The following is a 17,340-nucleotide window of genomic DNA, read 5'->3' as shown; positions in this document are numbered from 1 at the left end:
TATGCCAGATTGCGCAGCATTCTCATCCCGCGGACTTCTCTTCCAGCATTGACGCCAGCGCTTCGGCCCGCGCAGCCAGTTCTCCCAAGGTGTCGGTCACCGATGGCGGCACGACTGCCACTTCAACACGCTCGGGTTCCGGCGGTGGTGCATTTCGCAGCGTCTCTAGCTCCGCTTGGAACTCGGCGAGCTTTGCCTCAAGGGATTTGACCTTTTCTTCGGTTCCGGCGGTTTTGTCCGCCAGCATCAGGCCAGCCATCAGCAGCATTCGTGATTCCGGCATGCGCCCAATCTGGTCCGACAGAACCTGAGCCTCGTCGTCCAGCATTTGGGCCGCTGCCTGCAGAAATTGCTCTTCACCTTCCTGGCACGAGACGTCAAAACCACGACCACCGATATGAATGGTTACTTCGGGCATCACTCCACCTCACCTTCTGCCAACTTTGCCTGTGACAGCAACGGTTCCAGCCGTGCCAGAACCGCATGCGCCTCGGCTGCATCCGTCGCCTGAGCGGCACGCGTTGCTTCCAACTCGGCGACTGTGGCGCGGTTCAGCATCTCGGCATCCGGCAGACCGTCCTGCACGGCGGCGCGCAACTCATCAACCGAACGCCGCAACTGTTCGTTGGCTTTGCGCATGCGCTGCAGGTCGTCATCCAACCGCGACATCGCGGCCCCATGGCTTGACCGTTCCGCCCTCAGCATTTCCAGTTCGGCGTTAAGTTCTTCCAGACGCTCGGTGTCGGCGATCTCTGACAGCAGCCGGGCATTTTCGGCCTCAATCTCCTGCAGCTTTCCACTCAATGCTCTTAACCGAGTGTTTTCGGCCTTCAGCGCCTCCAGTTCCTCACGGTTGTCCAGCGCAGCCTTGGCGTCGGCAAGCTCTGCCCGCGCAGCCTCAACCGAGGCCAGTCTGTCATTGGCATCGGCAAGTTGTTGGCGCAGGGCCGTTTTCTCGGCGTCATCAACAGGAACGTTGCGCAAAGCCTCCATATCGGCGCGCATCGCGTCGACTTCCTGTTCGTGACGTTCTTTCAGAGATTTCAGCCGCTCTTCCAACTGCGCATTCGCCACACGCTCGTCCTCAAGCGCGACGCGCAGTTCGTCATCTGCACCTTCTTTGGCTGGTGCTGTGTCCTGAATGGCCGCTACACCCGCGCCAATCCGCTCCATCGCGGCGGTCAGGCGACGCTGTAGTTCTTCGATCTGGCTCATGCCCCTGTCACCTCATTATCAAGGTTCGTTATCTCTCGGGTTTGTCCGAATCAATGCAAACCACTTCTGTGCCTAGTCTAACGGATTGTTCCGGAAAATACCCACTGTTTGCTTTCAACGACTTGGACCGTCTTCTTGAAGCGGCCACCTCACGGAATGCCCGGTTCCACTTGAACTTTGGGGGCTGAGTGTTATTGAGCGCGCAACCTGCCCGTAACCCAAAGGAACAACGCCCGTGGACCTGACTGCGCTGCGCAATGCCAACCCCGAACACTGGGACAAAGCTGCGGCCATCCGCACCCTGACCCTCGACGCCGTCGCCGCCGCCAATTCCGGCCATTCCGGCATGCCGATGGGCATGGCCGATGTTGCGACCGTACTGTTCGAAAAGCACCTGAAGTTTGATGCGTCAGCCCCGAACTGGCCCGACCGCGACCGGTTCATTCTGTCGGCGGGTCACGGCTCGATGCTGGTTTATTCGCTGCTGTATCTAACCGGCCATGCAGATGTGACGCTGGACGAGATCAAGAACTTCCGCCAGTTGGGCGCAAAAACGGCGGGCCACCCGGAAAACTTCCTGATCGAAGGTGTTGAGACAACCACCGGCCCGCTGGGTCAGGGCATCTCGAACGCCGTCGGCTTTGCCATGGCCGAGGAGATTCAGCGCGCGCATTACGGCAAGAAGGTCGTCGACCACTACACCTACGTGATAGCGGGCGACGGCTGCCTGATGGAAGGCGTCAGCCAGGAAGCCATCACACTGGCCGGCCGTCATGAGCTGAGCAAGCTGATCGTCTTCTGGGACAACAACAACATCACCATCGACGGCACCGTCGATATGGCCGACCGCACCGACCAGGTGCGTCGTTTCACGGCTTCGGGCTGGCAGGTGATCGAAATCGATGGCCATGATCCCAAAGCTATCGACGCCGCCATCGTACAGGCGAAGAAGTCCAACAAACCGACCATGATTGCCTGTGAAAGCCATATCGCACTGGGTCATGCGGCGCAGGATACATCCAAGGGGCACGGCGCACTGACCGATCAGGATCAGCTGAAGGCGGCAAAAGACGGCTACGGCTGGCCTCATGACGCATTCGAAATCCCCGCCAACGTAAAGTCTGCCTGGGAAGTCATCGGCGCCCGTGGCGCGACCGAGCGCGCTGCGTGGCAGGAGCGTTTTGCGCAACTGTCAGAACGCAAGCAGGCAGAGTTCAACCGCGCCTACGCGTTTGAAGCACCCAAAAAACTGGCCGGTGCTATCCGCTCGTTCAAGAAACAGATGTCGGAAGACCAGCCGAAACTGGCAACTCGGGCCTCCTCCGAGAAGGTTTTGAATGTCGTGAACCCGATCATGACCGAGACCGTGGGCGGTTCGGCAGACCTGACCGGTTCGAACAACACCAAATCCGCCGATATGGGCGTGTTCCTGCCGGAAAACCGCAAGGGCCGTTACATTCACTACGGCATTCGCGAACATGGTATGGCCGCTGCGATGAACGGCATGGCGCTGCACGGCGGCATCCGCCCTTATGGCGGCACATTCATGGCCTTCACCGACTATGCCCGCCCGTCCATGCGCCTGGCTGCGCTGATGAAGGTGCCTTCGGTCTTCGTCATGACCCACGACTCGATCGGTCTGGGTGAAGACGGCCCGACCCACCAGCCGGTCGAGCATCTGGCGATCTCGCGCGCGACACCAAACACCTACGTGTTCCGCCCCGCGGATACGGTTGAGACAGCCGAAGCCTGGGAACTGGCGCTGACATTCAAAGAAAGCCCCTCGGTCCTGTCCCTGACCCGTCAGGGCGTGCCCACCGTACGCAAGGACCACAAGGCCAGAAACCTGACCGCACAAGGCGCATATGTTCTGGCCGACGCGGAAGCCAAGCGTCAGGCCATCCTGATCGCCACCGGTTCGGAAGTCTCGCTGGCGATGGAAGCCAAGGCGATGCTCGAGGCCGAAGGCATTGGCACCCGTGTCGTGTCAATGCCCTGCATGGAACTGTTCGCCGAACAGGACGAAGCCTATCGCAAACGCGTTCTGCCCGCAGGTGCCGTTCGTGTCGGTATCGAGGCCGCCGTCCGCGCGGGTGGCTGGGATCGCTGGCTGCTGGGCGAGCGTGGCCGCGAGGCCAAGGCCGGTTTTATCGGCATGTCGAGCTTCGGCGCTTCGGCCCCGGCTGGTGAACTTTACAAGCATTTCGGTATTACTGCCGAGGCTACTGTTGCCAAGGTCAAGGAACTTCTGGGCCTTTAAGCGCAACCAGAACAATCAAGCAAAGGGCGGCTCTGGCCGCCCTTTTCCATTTGATGTCAGTGAGATCCGGACTTTCCAAAGATCGGCATTATCACTTTGGTTGCAAGCGGGATTAGGATCAGTCCCCAGACCAAACCGAATACACCGTCCATAGTGGCCTTGGATATCCATTCCACCGCGCCAACCCACTGATCAGACACGGAATGACCGATGGCATAGGCCCAATCATGGATGTGGTGGCCCAGCCAGCCAAACCCAAGAACCTCCATCCCGTGGATTACAATTGAACCTCCGACCCACAGCATCGCGGCAGTTCCCACAATCGACAAGGTTTTCATCACAGCAGGCATGGCCCGCACAAGGCCCCTGCCCAGCCCCCGGCCAATAGGTGTCGGGGCGTTTTTCGCCAGATAAAGTCCCACATCGTCCATCTTCACGATTAACGCGACCGAGCCGTAGACCGCTACCGTCACCCCGATCCCGACAACGGCCAGTGTTGCGGCCTGCATCCATAAGTTCGGGGCCTCGATCGCCGCCAGCGCGATGGTCATGATTTCAGCAGACAGGATAAAATCGGTTTTGATGGCACCCCTGACCTTTTGTTCCTCAAGATGGCCCGGATCGCGCACGCTCATATCCTGTTCAATCGCGTGGCTTCCGTGCGGGAACAGAACATGAAAGATCTTTTCGGCCCCTTCGAAACACAAGTATGACCCGCCAAGCATTAAAAGCGGTGTGATCAGCCAGGGTGCGAAATTGGCCAGCAGCAAAGCCACCGGCAGCAACAGAATGATCTTGTTGAAAATCGAGCCGCGCGCGATTCGCCAGATGATCGGCAACTCCCGTGCTGGCGCAAAGCCCTGCACGTATTTAGGAGTAACGGCTGCGTCATCAATGATGACCCCTGCGGTCTTTGCCCCGGCCTTGCCGGCGGCAGCCACCACATCGTCCACCGAAGCTGCTGCTACCTTGGCAATCCCTGCCACATCGTCCAACAGGGCCAACAGACCACTCATCGCGCTTCCTTTCCTGTCACCTGCCGCAACCGAGACCCTACCCGATCTCACGGCTAGCGCAAGCGTTAGCGCAATCGCGTGAGGTTTGCGCTAACACCTTAAAAATATGCCATTTTTGCCCTTTTGAGAATTCGCTTTCACCGTTATATGGCCCCCAAAGCAAGCGCATTTGGAGACGTCATATGACCATCAAGGTCGGTATCAATGGTTTTGGCCGCATTGGCCGCTGTACCCTGTCACATATCGCGGCATCCGGCCGTAACGACATCGAGGTGATCAAGGTCAACGCCACCGGACCGCTGGAAACCTCGGCACACCTGCTGAAATATGACAGCATTCACGGACGTTTCCCGCGTGATGTTTCCATCAACGGCAACACCATGGATCTGGGCCGCGGCCCGATGCAGATGTTCTCGACCTACGACATGAGCGAACTGGACTGGGAAGGCTGTGACGTCGTTCTGGAATGCACCGGCAAGTTCAATGACGGCCTTAAAGCAAAGACCCACCTGGACCGTGGCGCGCAGAAAGTTCTGTTGTCGGCGCCGGGCAAAAACGTCGACAAGACAATCGTCTTTGGCGTGAACCACAACGGTCTGACTGCTGCGGACAAAATGGTTTCCAACGGCTCTTGCACCACCAACTGCCTTGCTCCGCTTGCCAAGGTACTGGACGAAGGCATCGGCATCGAACACGGCATCATGACCACGATCCACGCCTATACCGGTGACCAGCCGACCCTGGACCGCCGCCACAGCGACCTGTACCGCGCCCGCGCAGCCGCCATGTCGATGATCCCAACCAGCACCGGCGCTGCCAAGGCACTGGGTGAGGTTCTGCCCAACCTGAAAGGCCGTCTGGACGGGTCAGCCATCCGCGTTCCAACACCGAACGTTTCCGCCGTGGACCTCAGCTTCCGTGCGTCGCGCGATGTTACGGTCGAAGAGGTTAACGCGATCGTTCAGGAAGCTGCGCAAGGCCCGATGCAGCGCGTTCTGGGCTACGAACCCGCGCCGCTGGTCTCGACCGACTTCAACCACACCGAAGAAAGCTCCATCTTCGCGCCGGACCAAACCCGCGTGGTCGACGGACGTATGGTCCGCGTTCTGGCATGGTACGACAATGAATGGGGCTTCTCTGTCCGCATGGCGGATGTCGCCGTTGCAATGGGTCGTCTTAACTAAACCAGCCGACTGTTATTGAACATTTTGGCCCGCTCAGGTTATCTGGGCGGGCTTTTTCCTGCGGTGCGCAAATGACCAATCAAATCGCCATCTGGCTCGGCCTGTTCATCCTCGGCGGTTTCTTCCTCGACTTTGCATTGTTCGGAACCGAACATTTGTTGTTCCTTGCCAAAAAACTCTACAGCTTTCTCGACTGGCTCGCTTTCTGGCGCTGACAGAGGTTTTACTTGACATTTTCTGTTATCTGGCTTTGTTAGCGCTAACCTTATTCAGGCCCACAATCGACGGAGCAGAAAATGACACTAAAGCTGGCAATCAACGGATTTGGGCGGATCGGACGTGGTGTGTTGCGCGCGGTCATGGAAACAGGCCGTACAGACGTCGAGATCGTGGCAATCAACGATCTGGCAAAACCGGAAATAAACGCCCATCTTTTCGAATTCGACAGCGTCCATGGGCGTTACACACGGCCTGTTCGGTTGACAGATGCCGGATTGGATGTCGGATCCGGACCCATCAGGCTATCCAGTGAACGCGACCCCGAAAACCTGAACTGGTCCGATGTGGACGTGGTTCTTGAATGCACCGGTGTTTTTCGCACGCGCGAAGCCGCATCACGTCATTTCGAGAACGGTTCAAAAAAGGTCCTGATTTCGGCCCCTGCGCGCGGTGATGGCGCGGTCAAGACAATCGTATTTGGGGTAAACGACAAAGACCTGACGGCCGCTGACACTGTTGTATCAAACGCGTCGTGCACAACGAACTGCCTGGCCCCCGTTGCCGCGGCACTGGATGCCGGGCTGGGCATTGTGCATGGCAACATGACGACGGTGCATGCCTATACGGCCAGTCAGCCGGTCCACGATACCGCAGGCAAGGACCCTTACCTGTCACGAGCCGCCGCGTTGTCGATGATTCCCACTACGACGGGCGCAGCATCTGCTGTCGGCCTCGTGCTGCCCCAACTGGCCGGCAAACTGACGGGTCAGGCCATTCGCGTTCCCACACCGAATGTGTCGGTCGTTGACCTGGTCGCCGAGGTGTCGCGACCAACCACGGAGGCCGAAGTAAATGCGCTGTTTACGGATGCTGCTTCCAGGATCCCGGGTGTTCTGGCTGCCGAGACCCGTCCGCTGATTTCAGTGGATTTCAACCACGATGCCCACAGCTCGACCGTGTCCCTGGCGGAAACAAAAGTCACTGACGGAACACTGGTCAGGGTTCTGGCGTGGTATGACAATGAATGGGGCTTTTCGAACCGGATGCTGGATACTGCCGCCGCGATGGGTGCCCTAGCCTAACCTCTTGCGCAAGGCGTCATTGACGAGGGGCGTAACGAATTTCGATACGTCCCCGTCCAGCCGGGCAATCTCTTTCACAAGTTTCGAGGCAATGGCCTGGTGTCGAGCCTCGGCCATCAGGAAAACGGTCTCAACCGTATCATCCAGCGCCCGGTTCATTCCGACCATCTGGAATTCATATTCAAAATCCGCCACAGCGCGCAATCCGCGCACAATGATCTGGGCGCCAACATCGCGCGCGCAGTCGATCAGCAGATTTTCGAATGGATGGGCGACGATCTCGGTCCCGGTCTGATCGCTCAGATGGGCACATTCGGCCTCGATCATGGCCACGCGTTCTTCCAGCGAGAACAACGGCCCCTTGTCGCGGTTGATTGCAACGCCGATGACCAGTTTATCCACCAGGGCCGAGGCGCGGCGGATAATGTCGATATGTCCCAGGGTGATTGGGTCAAAGGTTCCCGGATATAATCCAACCCTCATCGAGACCTCCTGCGCAATAAAATTTCTGCGCAAGCAAACACAACTCTGCCGCAGGTGCAAGAGGCCCCGTTACATGCAAAGGGCATCAATGCCCCATGATCATGCCTTCCAGCGCGTCTTTCTCCATCGCCAGTTCGGACAGCTGCGCTTTGACAACGTCGCCCAAAGTGACGATGCCGACCAGCTTGCCATCTTCTATCACCGGCATGTGTCGAAAGCGCCCTTCGGTCATGCGCGACATGATGTCCTGCACGGAATCCTGCCGCGATGCGGTCACAAGCTCGCGGGTCATGTACGTGCTGACCGGCTGGGTCAGGCATCCGCTGCCGCTTGCGGCAAGTTCGCGCACAATGTCGCGTTCCGACAAGATACCGGCCGCTGTTTCTCCGCCATCATCGGACACAACCACCGTACCGATCCGTTTATCCGCAAGGATCTGGGCCGCCTCGGACACGGTAGCCGAAGGTTGAACGGTCACTACCCCGCTGGTCGCCTTGGATTTGAGAATGGCCTGTACAAGCATTTGCAAAAAACCTCCGGACTAACGTACTGTTTTTTCAAAGCCTTGCCCGAATGTTTGCACCTGTCAAGGTGCAGCTTGAGCCTCAAGCCGCGCGACCTCTTCGCGGATGCCCTGCGTCAACGCGTCGGCAAAGCGATTCAGTCGCTCATTGCGCTGATCTCCGAGGTGCCGGACCAGATGGAAACTGCGTGTCAGACTGACCTGATCCGTCAATATTTTCCGCAGGTTCGGATGGAACGGAAGCGTGAAATCATGCGCGACGCAGATGCCGCTGCCAAGCGTGACCTGGCGCAGCTGAACTGAGACGGAATTCGATGCAAGCGCGACACGGTCAACGCCAAGATCGACGAGATAATCCAGTTCACGATCAAAGATCATATCAGGAATGTAACCAATCATCCGGTGCCCTCGCAGGTCGTCCACAGAATGAATGGCGTCATGCTGTGCCAGGTATTCCTGCGTGGCAACCAGATGCAGTCGGTAATCACTGATCTTCTGGACAAGCAATTTCCCAGCCGTCGGGGCGCTGACGGTAACTGCCATGTCAGCCTCGCGCCGGGACAGATTGATGACCCGCGGCAGGGCCAGAATCTGGATGTCCAGATCCGGGTTTGCATCACAGATCTTTGCGCAGACCTGGGGCAGCAGGTAATTGGCGCTGCCATCAGGTGCACCGATCCGTATCTGACCGCTCAGCGTTTTGGAGGATCCCGTAACTGTTCCGGCTGCGGCCCGCATCGCCTCTTCGGCCTGCAAACCATGCTCGACCAACCGTTCGCCGGCAGTGGTCAGAATGTATCCCTGCTGAGATTTTGAGAATAGCGGTGTTTCCAGCGCGGTTTCCAGCCGGGCGATTCTACGCCCAACGGTTGCAGCGTCGATCTTCAACAGGCGGCCGGCGGCAGACAGGCTTTGTTCACGTGCCACCGCCAGAAACACCCGCATATCATCCCAGTTCCGGTTCATCCCAGACCTTTGCATTTTTGCAAAACTTCTTTGAGACATTGCCTCTGTTCAAGTGATTTATGCAAGCCTATTGTGCGCGCAACTTACTTCGGAGGAATTCGCTATGACTGAACTGACCCATTTCATTAACGGCGAAAACGTGGCCGGATCGTCCGGCCGCTTTGACGACGTCTTCAACCCTGCAACGGGCGAAGTGCAGTACAAATGCCCGATGGCAAGTGCCGCTGAAACCACTGCTGCAATTGCCAGCGCCGCCGCCGCACAACCGGCCTGGGGCGCGACCAACCCGCAGAAGCGTGCCCGCGTGATGATGGCCATGGTCGGCCTGATGAACCGCGATATGGACAAACTGGCCGAGGCGCTGAGCCGCGAGCACGGTAAAACCATTCCCGACGCCAAGGGTGACCTGCAGCGTGGTCTGGAAGTCATCGAATACTGCATCGGTGCGCCTCAGATGCTGAAGGGTGAATTCACTGACAGCGCGGGCCCCGGCATCGATATGTACTCCATGCGCCAGCCGCTGGGCGTGGTCGCTTCGATCATGCCGTTCAACTTCCCGGCAATGATGCCGCTGTGGCATGTCGGCCCAGCCCTGGCCTGCGGCAACGCCGTGGTGCTGAAGCCGTCCGAGCGTGACCCGTCCGTGCCACTGATGCTGGCCGAACTGTTCGTCGAGGCCGGTCTGCCGAAAGGCGTGTTCCAGGTCGTCAATGGCGACAAAGAAGCTGTGGATACGCTGCTGGACAGCGAAGTCATTCAGGGCGTGTCCTTTGTTGGATCGACCCCGATCGCGCAATACATCTATTCGCGTGCCACTGCGAACGGCAAACGCGCGCAGTGCTTTGGCGGCGCGAAGAACCACATGATCGTCATGCCTGACGCGGATCTGGATCAGGCGGCCGATGCGCTGGTTGGCGCAGGCTTTGGCGCGGCGGGCGAACGCTGCATGGCCATTTCCGTCGCCGTTCCTGTCGGTGAGGAAACCGCCGATGCGCTGATCGAAAAACTGATCCCGCGCGTCGAAAAGCTGAAGGTCGGCCCCTACACTGCGGGCGACGATGTCGACATGGGCCCGGTTGTCACCCGCGCCGCGAAAGAACGCATTCTCGGTCTGATCAATTCGGGCGTAGAACAAGGCGCGAAACTGGTTGTCGACAACCGCGACTTCAGCCTGCAAGGCTATGAGGACGGCTTCTTTGTCGGCCCGCACCTGTTTGATCACGTGACCCCGGACATGGACATCTACAAGCAGGAAATCTTTGGCCCGGTTCTTTCTACTGTCCGTGCCGGTTCATATGAAGAAGCGCTGAAGCTGGCGATGGACCACGAGTACGGCAACGGCACCGCTATTTTCACCCGCGACGGTGACACCGCGCGTGACTTTGCCAGCCGCGTGAACATCGGCATGGTGGGCATCAACGTTCCGATCCCGGTTCCGCTGGCCTACCACACCTTTGGCGGCTGGAAGAAATCCATGTTCGGCGACCTGAACCAGCACGGTCCGGACAGCTTCAAGTTCTACACCCGGACCAAAACCGTAACGTCGCGCTGGCCGTCCGGCATCAAGGAAGGTGGCGAGTTCAACTTCAAAGCGATGGACTGATCCGCACATCGGACCTGAAAAACGATATGCCCGGCCTGCCACAGGCCGGGCTTTTTTCGGCAAAGCGTCGCCAACGGGGACCATTTCACGAAAAATTCAGACGCAAAGCTCTGGAAAACCGAACCGGCGGATAATATTTTAGCGCCAAATAAATACCCGAGCAGTTACTGAACCGGAGGCCAACTTGTCAAATCCCCGCATGACCCGCCGCTCTGCATTGCTGGGCGCAGCGACCTTTCTGGCGACGCCTGCCCTGGTACGCGCGCAAAGTCTTGACGCATTTCCGCAGGAAGAAGAAGCCATCAGCACGCAGTTGCCGGTGCGGCGCAATGTATCCTCGTTCTCGCAGCAGAACTGGCAGGATCACTTCAATGAATTGGGCGTCGGATGCCTGCTGGCCGATATTACCAGCCGCGCCGTTCACTACTGGGCCCCGGATGGGACCTATAAACTCTATCCCAGCTCGGTTCCGATGAGCGAGGAATTGACCAAACGCGGGTATACCGAAGTTGTGCGCAAGCGGGAAAACCCCAGCTGGACCCCGACAGCATCTATGCGCGAGCGGGACCCGAACCTACCGGTGCGAATGGAAGGTGGCGACCCGGGCAATCCGCTGGGAACCCGCGCAATGTATCTGGGCTGGCCTGCCTATCTGGTGCACGGAACCCATGATACGCGCAAAATCGGTCGCCAAAGCTCGTCCGGCTGCATTGGCTTGTACAATCAGCATGTCGAACAGTTGTACCCGCTGGTCCAGATCGGCACACAAGTCAGACTGATCTGACGAAAAAACCCCGGCCTCAAGGCCGGGGTTTTTTCGTTTTCGTTGGGAAACTTATTCAGGCAGGATCACCGCGTCGACAACGTGGATCACGCCGTTGCTGGCTTCGATATCAGCCTGCACCACCTTGGCACCGTTAACTTTGACGCCGTTTTTGGCGTTCACGCTAAGGCGGTCGCCCTGAACGGTCAGCACCTTCGCGCGCTTACCTGCAATGTCCCCTGACATCACTTTGGCCGGAACCACGTGATAGGTCAGGATGGATACCAACTGGTCTTTGTTTTCAGGCAAAAGAAGCGATTCAACGGTACCCTCGGGCAATGCCGCAAACGCCTCGTCGGTCGGGGCAAAAACAGTGAAAGGTCCGTCGCCTTTCAAAGTGTCAACCAGCCCTGCAGCCTGAACTGCGGCGACAAGAGTGGTGAATGATCCGGCCGAGACGGCGGTATCAACAATATCGGACCCGGCACGAGCCTGCATTGGCAAAGTCAGTGCAATCGCGGCGGCAGCGCCCAGGAATGTGCGGCGAAACATGGCTGTCATCTCCTCTCCAGCTTGTTATGGAAAGGGTTACGGCAGCCCCGGCGTGGCGGATCACTTTGAAGTCAAGATTTTCTGAGCTGAACCCAAATACTCTGCGCCCGGCCATCCTTCAGGAATGGCAAGGCCTCGACCGCGTCCGGGCGTTCCCGTTGAAGGTAATATCCCGGCCAAAGCATTGAATACAAACCAGATTGCAGCAATGCGTGCAGCATGTACTGTTCGCCCCATCCGGGGCAATCATAGAAGAAACGAGTGGGGTATTCGTAGGGCAAAAAAACATCGTGCACGTGGATGACGACACCTGGTTTCAGGGCCGGAATGATGCGACAGAACAGATGCGCGACGTCGTTGCTCATGCGGACCACATGGCTGGAATCGATGAAAAGAACGTCGCCTTCTTGCAGGTTTTCAAACAGCGCCGGATCGACATCTTCCAGTCGTTTTTGTTCAAAATCATCCACGACATGCGCAATATCCGCCCTCGGATACGGATCGATTGCCGTAATGCGGGTGTTCAGCCCGCCATCAATGATCGCCTGTCGAGTGACGCGGGTTGAATTGCCACACCCGACCTCGATCACATGTTTCGGCTTGAATCTACGGATCATCAGATAAAGCGCGTCCGCATCCGGGCTGTCATAGTATCCGTTCCCGATGCGATAGCCGGTCTTGTTGCGCGACGGGTCCTTCAATGCCGCAAGCGCATCGGCATGTGCGTGATATTCCTCGACCAGCGGGCCGACATCAAACCCGTCCATTCCCGGAGAAAGGGCATATGCAGGGCGTTCCAATCCGCCTGCCCGTTCAAAGCTTTCGAGTCGGGCGCGCTCATCCCGTTCAGTGACTTTGTCGATCAGCTTGACGCCGAAGCGATCCAAAATTGCATTGGCCCGCGGGAATTTCCTGGGTTTCACGCCGCCGTCTCCGATCCGTGGTTGAACACTCCCCGCTCCTTACCTGTGCCGACCAAGGCTTCGCAAGCACCTGCGCGGCAAACACTTGGCAAAAGGGCAAATTCCGTATTCACTGGCGTGAACATAAAGACCGGAGGGCCGCCATGCAGCAGGAATTCACGCTGGGTATTGAAGAGGAATACCTGCTTGTGGACCGCGACAGCCTGCAATTGTCCGAAGCACCTGCCGCTTTGATGGATGCTTGCCAGGCCGATTTTGAAGGTCAGGTCAGCCCTGAATTCCTGCAATGCCAGATCGAGGTGGGAACCCGCCCTCATGCCACGATTGGCGCGGCCCGTGAGGACCTCAAGCGGTTGCGGTCCTGCGTTGCCACACGCGCCGCTGAATACAATCTTGCCCCGATTGCCGCATCCTGCCATCCGTTTGCAAAGTGGAAAGACCAGCATCACACACGCAAGGATCGCTATGACGCCTTGCAACATGCCCTTGGAGGTGTTGCGCGACGCATGCTGATCTGCGGCATGCATGTTCACGTCGGCGTCGAAGACAAAGCGTTGCGTGCCGACCTGATGCCACAACTGTCCTACTTTTTGCCGCACCTGTTGGCTCTTTCCACGTCCTCTCCGTTCTGGAGCGGTGAAGACACAGGGTTGTCCTCCTATCGGCTGACCGTGTTCGACAACCTGCCCCGAACCGGATTGCCTCCGGTACCGGCCAGTTGGGCTGAATACGAGCGTACGACAGGAATCCTTGTGGAACTCGGCGTCATCGAAGACACCTCAAAGATATGGTGGGACCTGCGCCCCTCGCATCGGTTTCCGACGTTGGAAACCCGTATCATGGATGTGCAGCCCCGGCTGGAACACGCCCTTTCGCTGGCTGCGATGATCCAGGCGCTGACCCGGATGCTGTGTCGTTTGAAAGACCGCAACCTGCGCTGGCGTCACTATGACCGGTTCCTCATCGGCGAAAACCGCTGGCGCGCGCAACGGTACGGCGTTGGCGAGGGGCTGATCGATTTTGGCGACCGTTCAATCAAGCCAATGCCTGAACTGATTGGTGAACTGATGGGAATGCTGGCGGAAGATACCGAGGCGTTGGGCACGATGACCGAATTGGCCCGCCTGCGGCAAATTGCGGAAAACGGAACGTCCGCCACACGCCAGCGCCGTGTACACGCCGAGGCCGTGGCAAAAGGGGACGATCCCGGTCAGGCGGTCGTGAAGCACCTGATCGAGGAATTCCACGAAGATCTCTGATATCGCGCACCCGGGCCGATCAATACCATAACCTTACTTCCCGTGATTGCTGATCGTGCAAAATTTCTGTAACGATTGGGAAATAAACAATCGTTCAATTCAGCATCGACGGGAAGGATTGGCATGGATTTCGCGCTGACCGAGGAACAGACAGCTATCTTCGACATGGCCTATGCATTTGGGCAGGAAAACATCGCTCCGTTTGCGCGGCAATGGGAGGCGGATGGAACCATTCCCAAAGACCTTTGGCCCCGGATCGGCGAACTGGGCTTCGGTGGCTTGTATGTCTCTGAGGACGCAGGAGGATCGGGTCTGAGCAGGCTGGATGCAACGCTGGTTTTTGAAGCTTTGTCCATGGCCTGCCCGTCGGTTGCAGCCTTCCTGTCGATCCACAACATGTGCGCAAAGATGCTGGACAGTTTCGCCAGTGACGAGCTGAAATCACGTATCATGCCACAGGTTCTCAGTCTTGATACGGTCCTCAGCTACTGCCTGACCGAACCCGGCTCGGGCTCGGACGCTGCAGCTCTCAAAACCCGCGCCGAGCGTACAAACGAAGGTTACACGCTGAACGGCACCAAGGCGTTTATCTCGGGCGGTGGCTACTCTGATGCTTATGTCTGCATGGTGCGCACGGGTCAGGATGGTCCCAAGGGGATTTCGACCGTTTATGTCGAAGACGGTACGCCCGGTCTCAGCTTCGGGGCGCTTGAGCAGAAAATGGGTTGGAAAAGCCAGCCGACGGCGCAGGTGCAGTTCGATGACTGCAAGATACCATCGGGGAACCTGGTCGGCACCGAAGGTGACGGATTCAAATACGCCATGATGGGACTGGACGGCGGGCGTTTGAATATCGCCTCCTGCTCTCTGGGTGCGGCGCAAACCGGCTTGGATATGACCTTGCAATACATGTCCGAGCGTAAAGCATTCGGTCAATCCATCGACCAGTTTCAGGCCCTGCAGTTCCGGCTGGCCGATATGGAGATCGAACTGCAGGCCGCGCGCGTCTTCTTGCGGCAGGCCGCGTGGAAGCTGGATCAGGGCGCGCCCGATGCCAGCAAGTTCTGCGCGATGGCTAAAAAGTTCGTTACCGAAACGGGATCAAAAGTCGTCGATCAATGTCTGCAGTTGCATGGCGGGTACGGCTATCTGGCCGATTACGGGATCGAAAAGCTTGTGCGTGATCTGCGCGTGCATCAGATATTGGAAGGCACCAACGAGATCATGCGCGTGATCGTTGCCCGCCAGATGCTTGCCCAACGCTGAGGATCAAATGCCAGATATCGACATCCGTGTGACAGGCCGCGCCGGGCGCATCACATTGACTCGGCCCAAGGCGCTCAACGCGCTTAGTTATGACATGTGCATGGCCATAGACAGCGCCCTGCGGAACTGGCGCGAAGATGACTCGGTTGACCTGATCATTATTGATGCCGAAGGCGACAAGGCCTTTTGCGCCGGAGGTGACATCGCCGAGCTTTATGAAACGGGCATGAAAGGCGATTTCGCCTATGGTCAAACCTTTTGGCGCGATGAATACCGGCTGAATGCCCTGATCTTCGAATACCCCAAACCGGTGATCAGCTTTCTGCAGGGTTTCACAATGGGCGGCGGTGTTGGCATCGGGTGCCACGGAAGTCACCGGATCGTGGGCGAGACCGCGCAGATCGCATTGCCTGAATGCTCCATCGGACTGGTTCCGGACGTCGGCAGCACGCTGATGCTGGCCCTGGCACCCGGCCGGTTAGGTGAATATCTGGGAACAACCGGACGACGCATGGGGCCAGGTGATGCGATTTATGCCGGATTTGCCGATCACTATATCCCGCAGTCCCAATGGTCCGATCTCATGGAGCTGCTCGAAGCCTCTGGTGATGCCGAGATACTGGCCAAACACGCGCAGACTCCGCCGGAGAGTACATTGGAGCAGGACCAACCTGTGATCGATGACATATTCTCGGGCGAGGCGCTGGGCGACATCCTGACCAATCTGCGTAACGCTGATCCGGAATTCTCCACCAAAACTCTGGCCACACTCGGACGGCATTCACCTTTGTCGATGGCCTGTTACGTAGAAATGCTGCATCGATTGCGTGGGCCATCGCTGACAATACGCAAAGCGTTGGAACTGGAATTCCGGTTTACGTTCCGCGCCATGGAACACGGGGATTTTCTGGAAGGCATTCGCGCGCAGATCATAGACAAGGACCGCAATCCTAGGTGGAGCTTTGCGGATCAAACCGTACCCGCAGTCGCTGTTTCGAAAATGCTGCAACCACTGGGCGCGGACGCACTGACATTCGAGGAGGAATAAGGATGAAAATCGGGTTTATCGGCCTTGGCAACATGGGCGCACCGATGGCCGCCAATCTGGCGAAGGCCGGGCATGTCGTGGTTGGCTTTGACATGGCAGACGTCACGGTCGAAGGCGTCACCATGGCATCTTCCGGGGCCGAGGCCGTCGCCGGAGCAGACGTGGCAATTACGATGCTTCCAAACGGTCAGATCTTGCGATCTGTCGCGGACGAGATTGTTCCGGCCATGCAGAAAGGCGCCACCTGGATTGATTGCTCAACCGTCGACGTCGACAGCGCGCGCGCTGTGGCGGATCAGGCCCTGGCAGCCGGGTTAAGAGCCGTCGACGCTCCGGTTTCAGGCGGTATTGGGGGCGCCGCGACTGGTACGCTGACTTTCATGGCAGGTGGTTCGGAAGAAGCGTTTGCAACGGCTGAACCGCTGTTCGACATCATGGGCCAGAAGGCCGTTCATTGTGGCGATTCCGGCGCGGGTCAGGCGGCAAAGATCTGCAACAACATGATCCTCGGCGTCACCATGATCGCGACCTGTGAGGCTTTTGCACTGGCCGACAAGCTGGGGTTGGATCGCCAAAAGATGTTTGATGTCGTCAGTACATCGTCCGGATATAGCTGGACAATGAACGCCTATTGCCCTGCCCCCGGCGTTGGTCCCACCAGTCCCGCCGACAACGGCTACAAACCAGGTTTTGCTGCTGAACTGATGCTGAAGGATTTACGCCTTAGCCAGCAGGCCGCGGAAGGGTCGGATGCGGACACACCCATGGGCCAGGCTGCAACGGCTTTGTATGAACAATTTGTCGAAGCTGAAGATGGGTTGGGAAAAGACTTTTCCGCCATGCTGCCCCGGTTTGAAAAGAGAGGCCGGAGCTGAGGCGCGTAAAGCAGTTTTTTGCTGACCCGAAAATAGTTGTTTGTCGTCACTTCTTTGTCCCGGTCTGTACGTGCTAAAACCAGTGCAGAATAATTGCAGGAGC

General features: G+C 58.0%; 18 protein-coding genes. 10 read left to right on the top strand and 8 right to left on the bottom strand.

The features are described 5' to 3' along the window. Nucleotides 1-22: 22 nt before the first annotated feature. Both ACR0J2_RS01875 and ACR0J2_RS01870 read right to left on the bottom strand, forming a co-directional pair. Nucleotides 23-418: a cell division protein ZapA gene (locus tag ACR0J2_RS01875; RefSeq protein WP_170616863.1), complete on the bottom strand. Its 396-nt coding sequence runs from the start codon at nt 416-418 to the stop codon at nt 23-25. Beyond that, on the bottom strand, nt 418-1,215 hold the full coding sequence (locus tag ACR0J2_RS01870; protein WP_170616861.1) for a coiled-coil domain-containing protein: 798 nt from the start codon (nt 1,213-1,215) through the stop codon (nt 418-420). The genes ACR0J2_RS01875 and ACR0J2_RS01870 overlap by 1 nt, the downstream gene beginning before the upstream one ends. A gap of 235 nt (nt 1,216-1,450) precedes the next feature. Between ACR0J2_RS01870 and tkt the strand changes: the two genes are divergently transcribed. Continuing rightward, nucleotides 1,451-3,475 (top strand): transketolase, encoded by a 2,025-nt coding sequence (tkt, locus tag ACR0J2_RS01865; RefSeq protein ID WP_480811509.1) that lies wholly within the window; start codon nt 1,451-1,453, stop codon nt 3,473-3,475. A gap of 56 nt (nt 3,476-3,531) precedes the next feature. On the opposite strand, the gene ACR0J2_RS01860 is transcribed toward tkt, so the two are convergent. Further along, nucleotides 3,532-4,491, bottom strand: coding sequence for a DUF808 domain-containing protein (locus ACR0J2_RS01860; RefSeq protein WP_170616857.1), 960 nt, complete (start codon nt 4,489-4,491; stop codon nt 3,532-3,534). A gap of 182 nt (nt 4,492-4,673) precedes the next feature. Here ACR0J2_RS01860 and gap (ACR0J2_RS01855) point away from each other — a divergent pair, with 182 nt between their 5' ends. From gap (ACR0J2_RS01855) to gap (ACR0J2_RS01845), 3 genes are all read left to right on the top strand, one after another. After that, complete coding sequence (gap, locus tag ACR0J2_RS01855; protein WP_170816535.1) at nt 4,674-5,675, top strand: type I glyceraldehyde-3-phosphate dehydrogenase; 1,002 nt, start codon at nt 4,674-4,676, stop codon at nt 5,673-5,675. A gap of 71 nt (nt 5,676-5,746) precedes the next feature. Continuing rightward, on the top strand, nt 5,747-5,890 hold the full coding sequence (locus ACR0J2_RS01850; protein ID WP_170616853.1) for a hypothetical protein: 144 nt from the start codon (nt 5,747-5,749) through the stop codon (nt 5,888-5,890). 81 nt (nt 5,891-5,971) lie between these two features. Further along, the gene (gene gap / locus ACR0J2_RS01845; RefSeq protein ID WP_170806278.1) at nt 5,972-6,976 is read left to right on the top strand and encodes a type I glyceraldehyde-3-phosphate dehydrogenase; all 1,005 of its coding nucleotides are present in this window, start codon (nt 5,972-5,974) and stop codon (nt 6,974-6,976) included. Here the strand turns inward: gap (ACR0J2_RS01845) and coaD are convergent. The 3 genes from coaD to ACR0J2_RS01830 all read right to left on the bottom strand — a co-directional run bounded on the left by coaD (nt 6,968) and on the right by ACR0J2_RS01830 (nt 8,948). Beyond that, complete coding sequence (gene coaD, locus ACR0J2_RS01840) at nt 6,968-7,459, bottom strand: pantetheine-phosphate adenylyltransferase (protein WP_170616849.1); 492 nt, start codon at nt 7,457-7,459, stop codon at nt 6,968-6,970. The genes gap (ACR0J2_RS01845) and coaD overlap by 9 nt on opposite strands. A gap of 85 nt (nt 7,460-7,544) precedes the next feature. Next, nucleotides 7,545-7,982: a CBS domain-containing protein gene (locus tag ACR0J2_RS01835; protein ID WP_170619007.1), complete on the bottom strand. Its 438-nt coding sequence runs from the start codon at nt 7,980-7,982 to the stop codon at nt 7,545-7,547. A gap of 63 nt (nt 7,983-8,045) precedes the next feature. Continuing rightward, nucleotides 8,046-8,948 (bottom strand): LysR family transcriptional regulator, encoded by a 903-nt coding sequence (locus ACR0J2_RS01830; protein ID WP_170616845.1) that lies wholly within the window; start codon nt 8,946-8,948, stop codon nt 8,046-8,048. A 103-nt stretch (nt 8,949-9,051) separates the two neighbouring features. On the opposite strand from ACR0J2_RS01830, the gene ACR0J2_RS01825 reads away from it, so the two are divergent. Beyond that, the gene (locus tag ACR0J2_RS01825) at nt 9,052-10,551 is read left to right on the top strand and encodes a CoA-acylating methylmalonate-semialdehyde dehydrogenase (protein ID WP_480811508.1); all 1,500 of its coding nucleotides are present in this window, start codon (nt 9,052-9,054) and stop codon (nt 10,549-10,551) included. Nucleotides 10,552-10,750: 199 nt separating this feature from the next. Next, nucleotides 10,751-11,335: a L,D-transpeptidase gene (locus ACR0J2_RS01820; RefSeq protein WP_170676933.1), complete on the top strand. Its 585-nt coding sequence runs from the start codon at nt 10,751-10,753 to the stop codon at nt 11,333-11,335. A gap of 51 nt (nt 11,336-11,386) precedes the next feature. On the opposite strand, the gene ACR0J2_RS01815 is transcribed toward ACR0J2_RS01820, so the two are convergent. Next, nucleotides 11,387-11,866, bottom strand: coding sequence for a fasciclin domain-containing protein (locus ACR0J2_RS01815; RefSeq protein WP_170616841.1), 480 nt, complete (start codon nt 11,864-11,866; stop codon nt 11,387-11,389). A gap of 71 nt (nt 11,867-11,937) precedes the next feature. Next, a complete protein-coding gene (locus ACR0J2_RS01810; RefSeq protein WP_480811507.1) occupies nt 11,938-12,789 on the bottom strand; it encodes a class I SAM-dependent methyltransferase in 852 nt (283 codons plus the stop codon). A gap of 143 nt (nt 12,790-12,932) precedes the next feature. On the opposite strand from ACR0J2_RS01810, the gene ACR0J2_RS01805 reads away from it, so the two are divergent. The 4 genes from ACR0J2_RS01805 to mmsB all read left to right on the top strand — a co-directional run bounded on the left by ACR0J2_RS01805 (nt 12,933) and on the right by mmsB (nt 17,237). Then, complete coding sequence (locus ACR0J2_RS01805; RefSeq protein WP_170616837.1) at nt 12,933-14,048, top strand: carboxylate-amine ligase; 1,116 nt, start codon at nt 12,933-12,935, stop codon at nt 14,046-14,048. Nucleotides 14,049-14,171: 123 nt separating this feature from the next. Next, a complete protein-coding gene (locus ACR0J2_RS01800) occupies nt 14,172-15,314 on the top strand; it encodes an acyl-CoA dehydrogenase family protein (protein WP_480811506.1) in 1,143 nt (380 codons plus the stop codon). A 7-nt stretch (nt 15,315-15,321) separates the two neighbouring features. After that, on the top strand, nt 15,322-16,362 hold the full coding sequence (locus ACR0J2_RS01795; protein WP_480811505.1) for an enoyl-CoA hydratase/isomerase family protein: 1,041 nt from the start codon (nt 15,322-15,324) through the stop codon (nt 16,360-16,362). 2 nt (nt 16,363-16,364) lie between these two features. Next, nucleotides 16,365-17,237, top strand: coding sequence for a 3-hydroxyisobutyrate dehydrogenase (gene mmsB / locus ACR0J2_RS01790; RefSeq protein WP_480811504.1), 873 nt, complete (start codon nt 16,365-16,367; stop codon nt 17,235-17,237). Nucleotides 17,238-17,340: the final 103 nt, after the last annotated feature.

Source organism: Ruegeria sp. CG4, from assembly GCF_056537185.1.
This window is presented reverse-complemented; position numbering and strand designations above follow the sequence as displayed.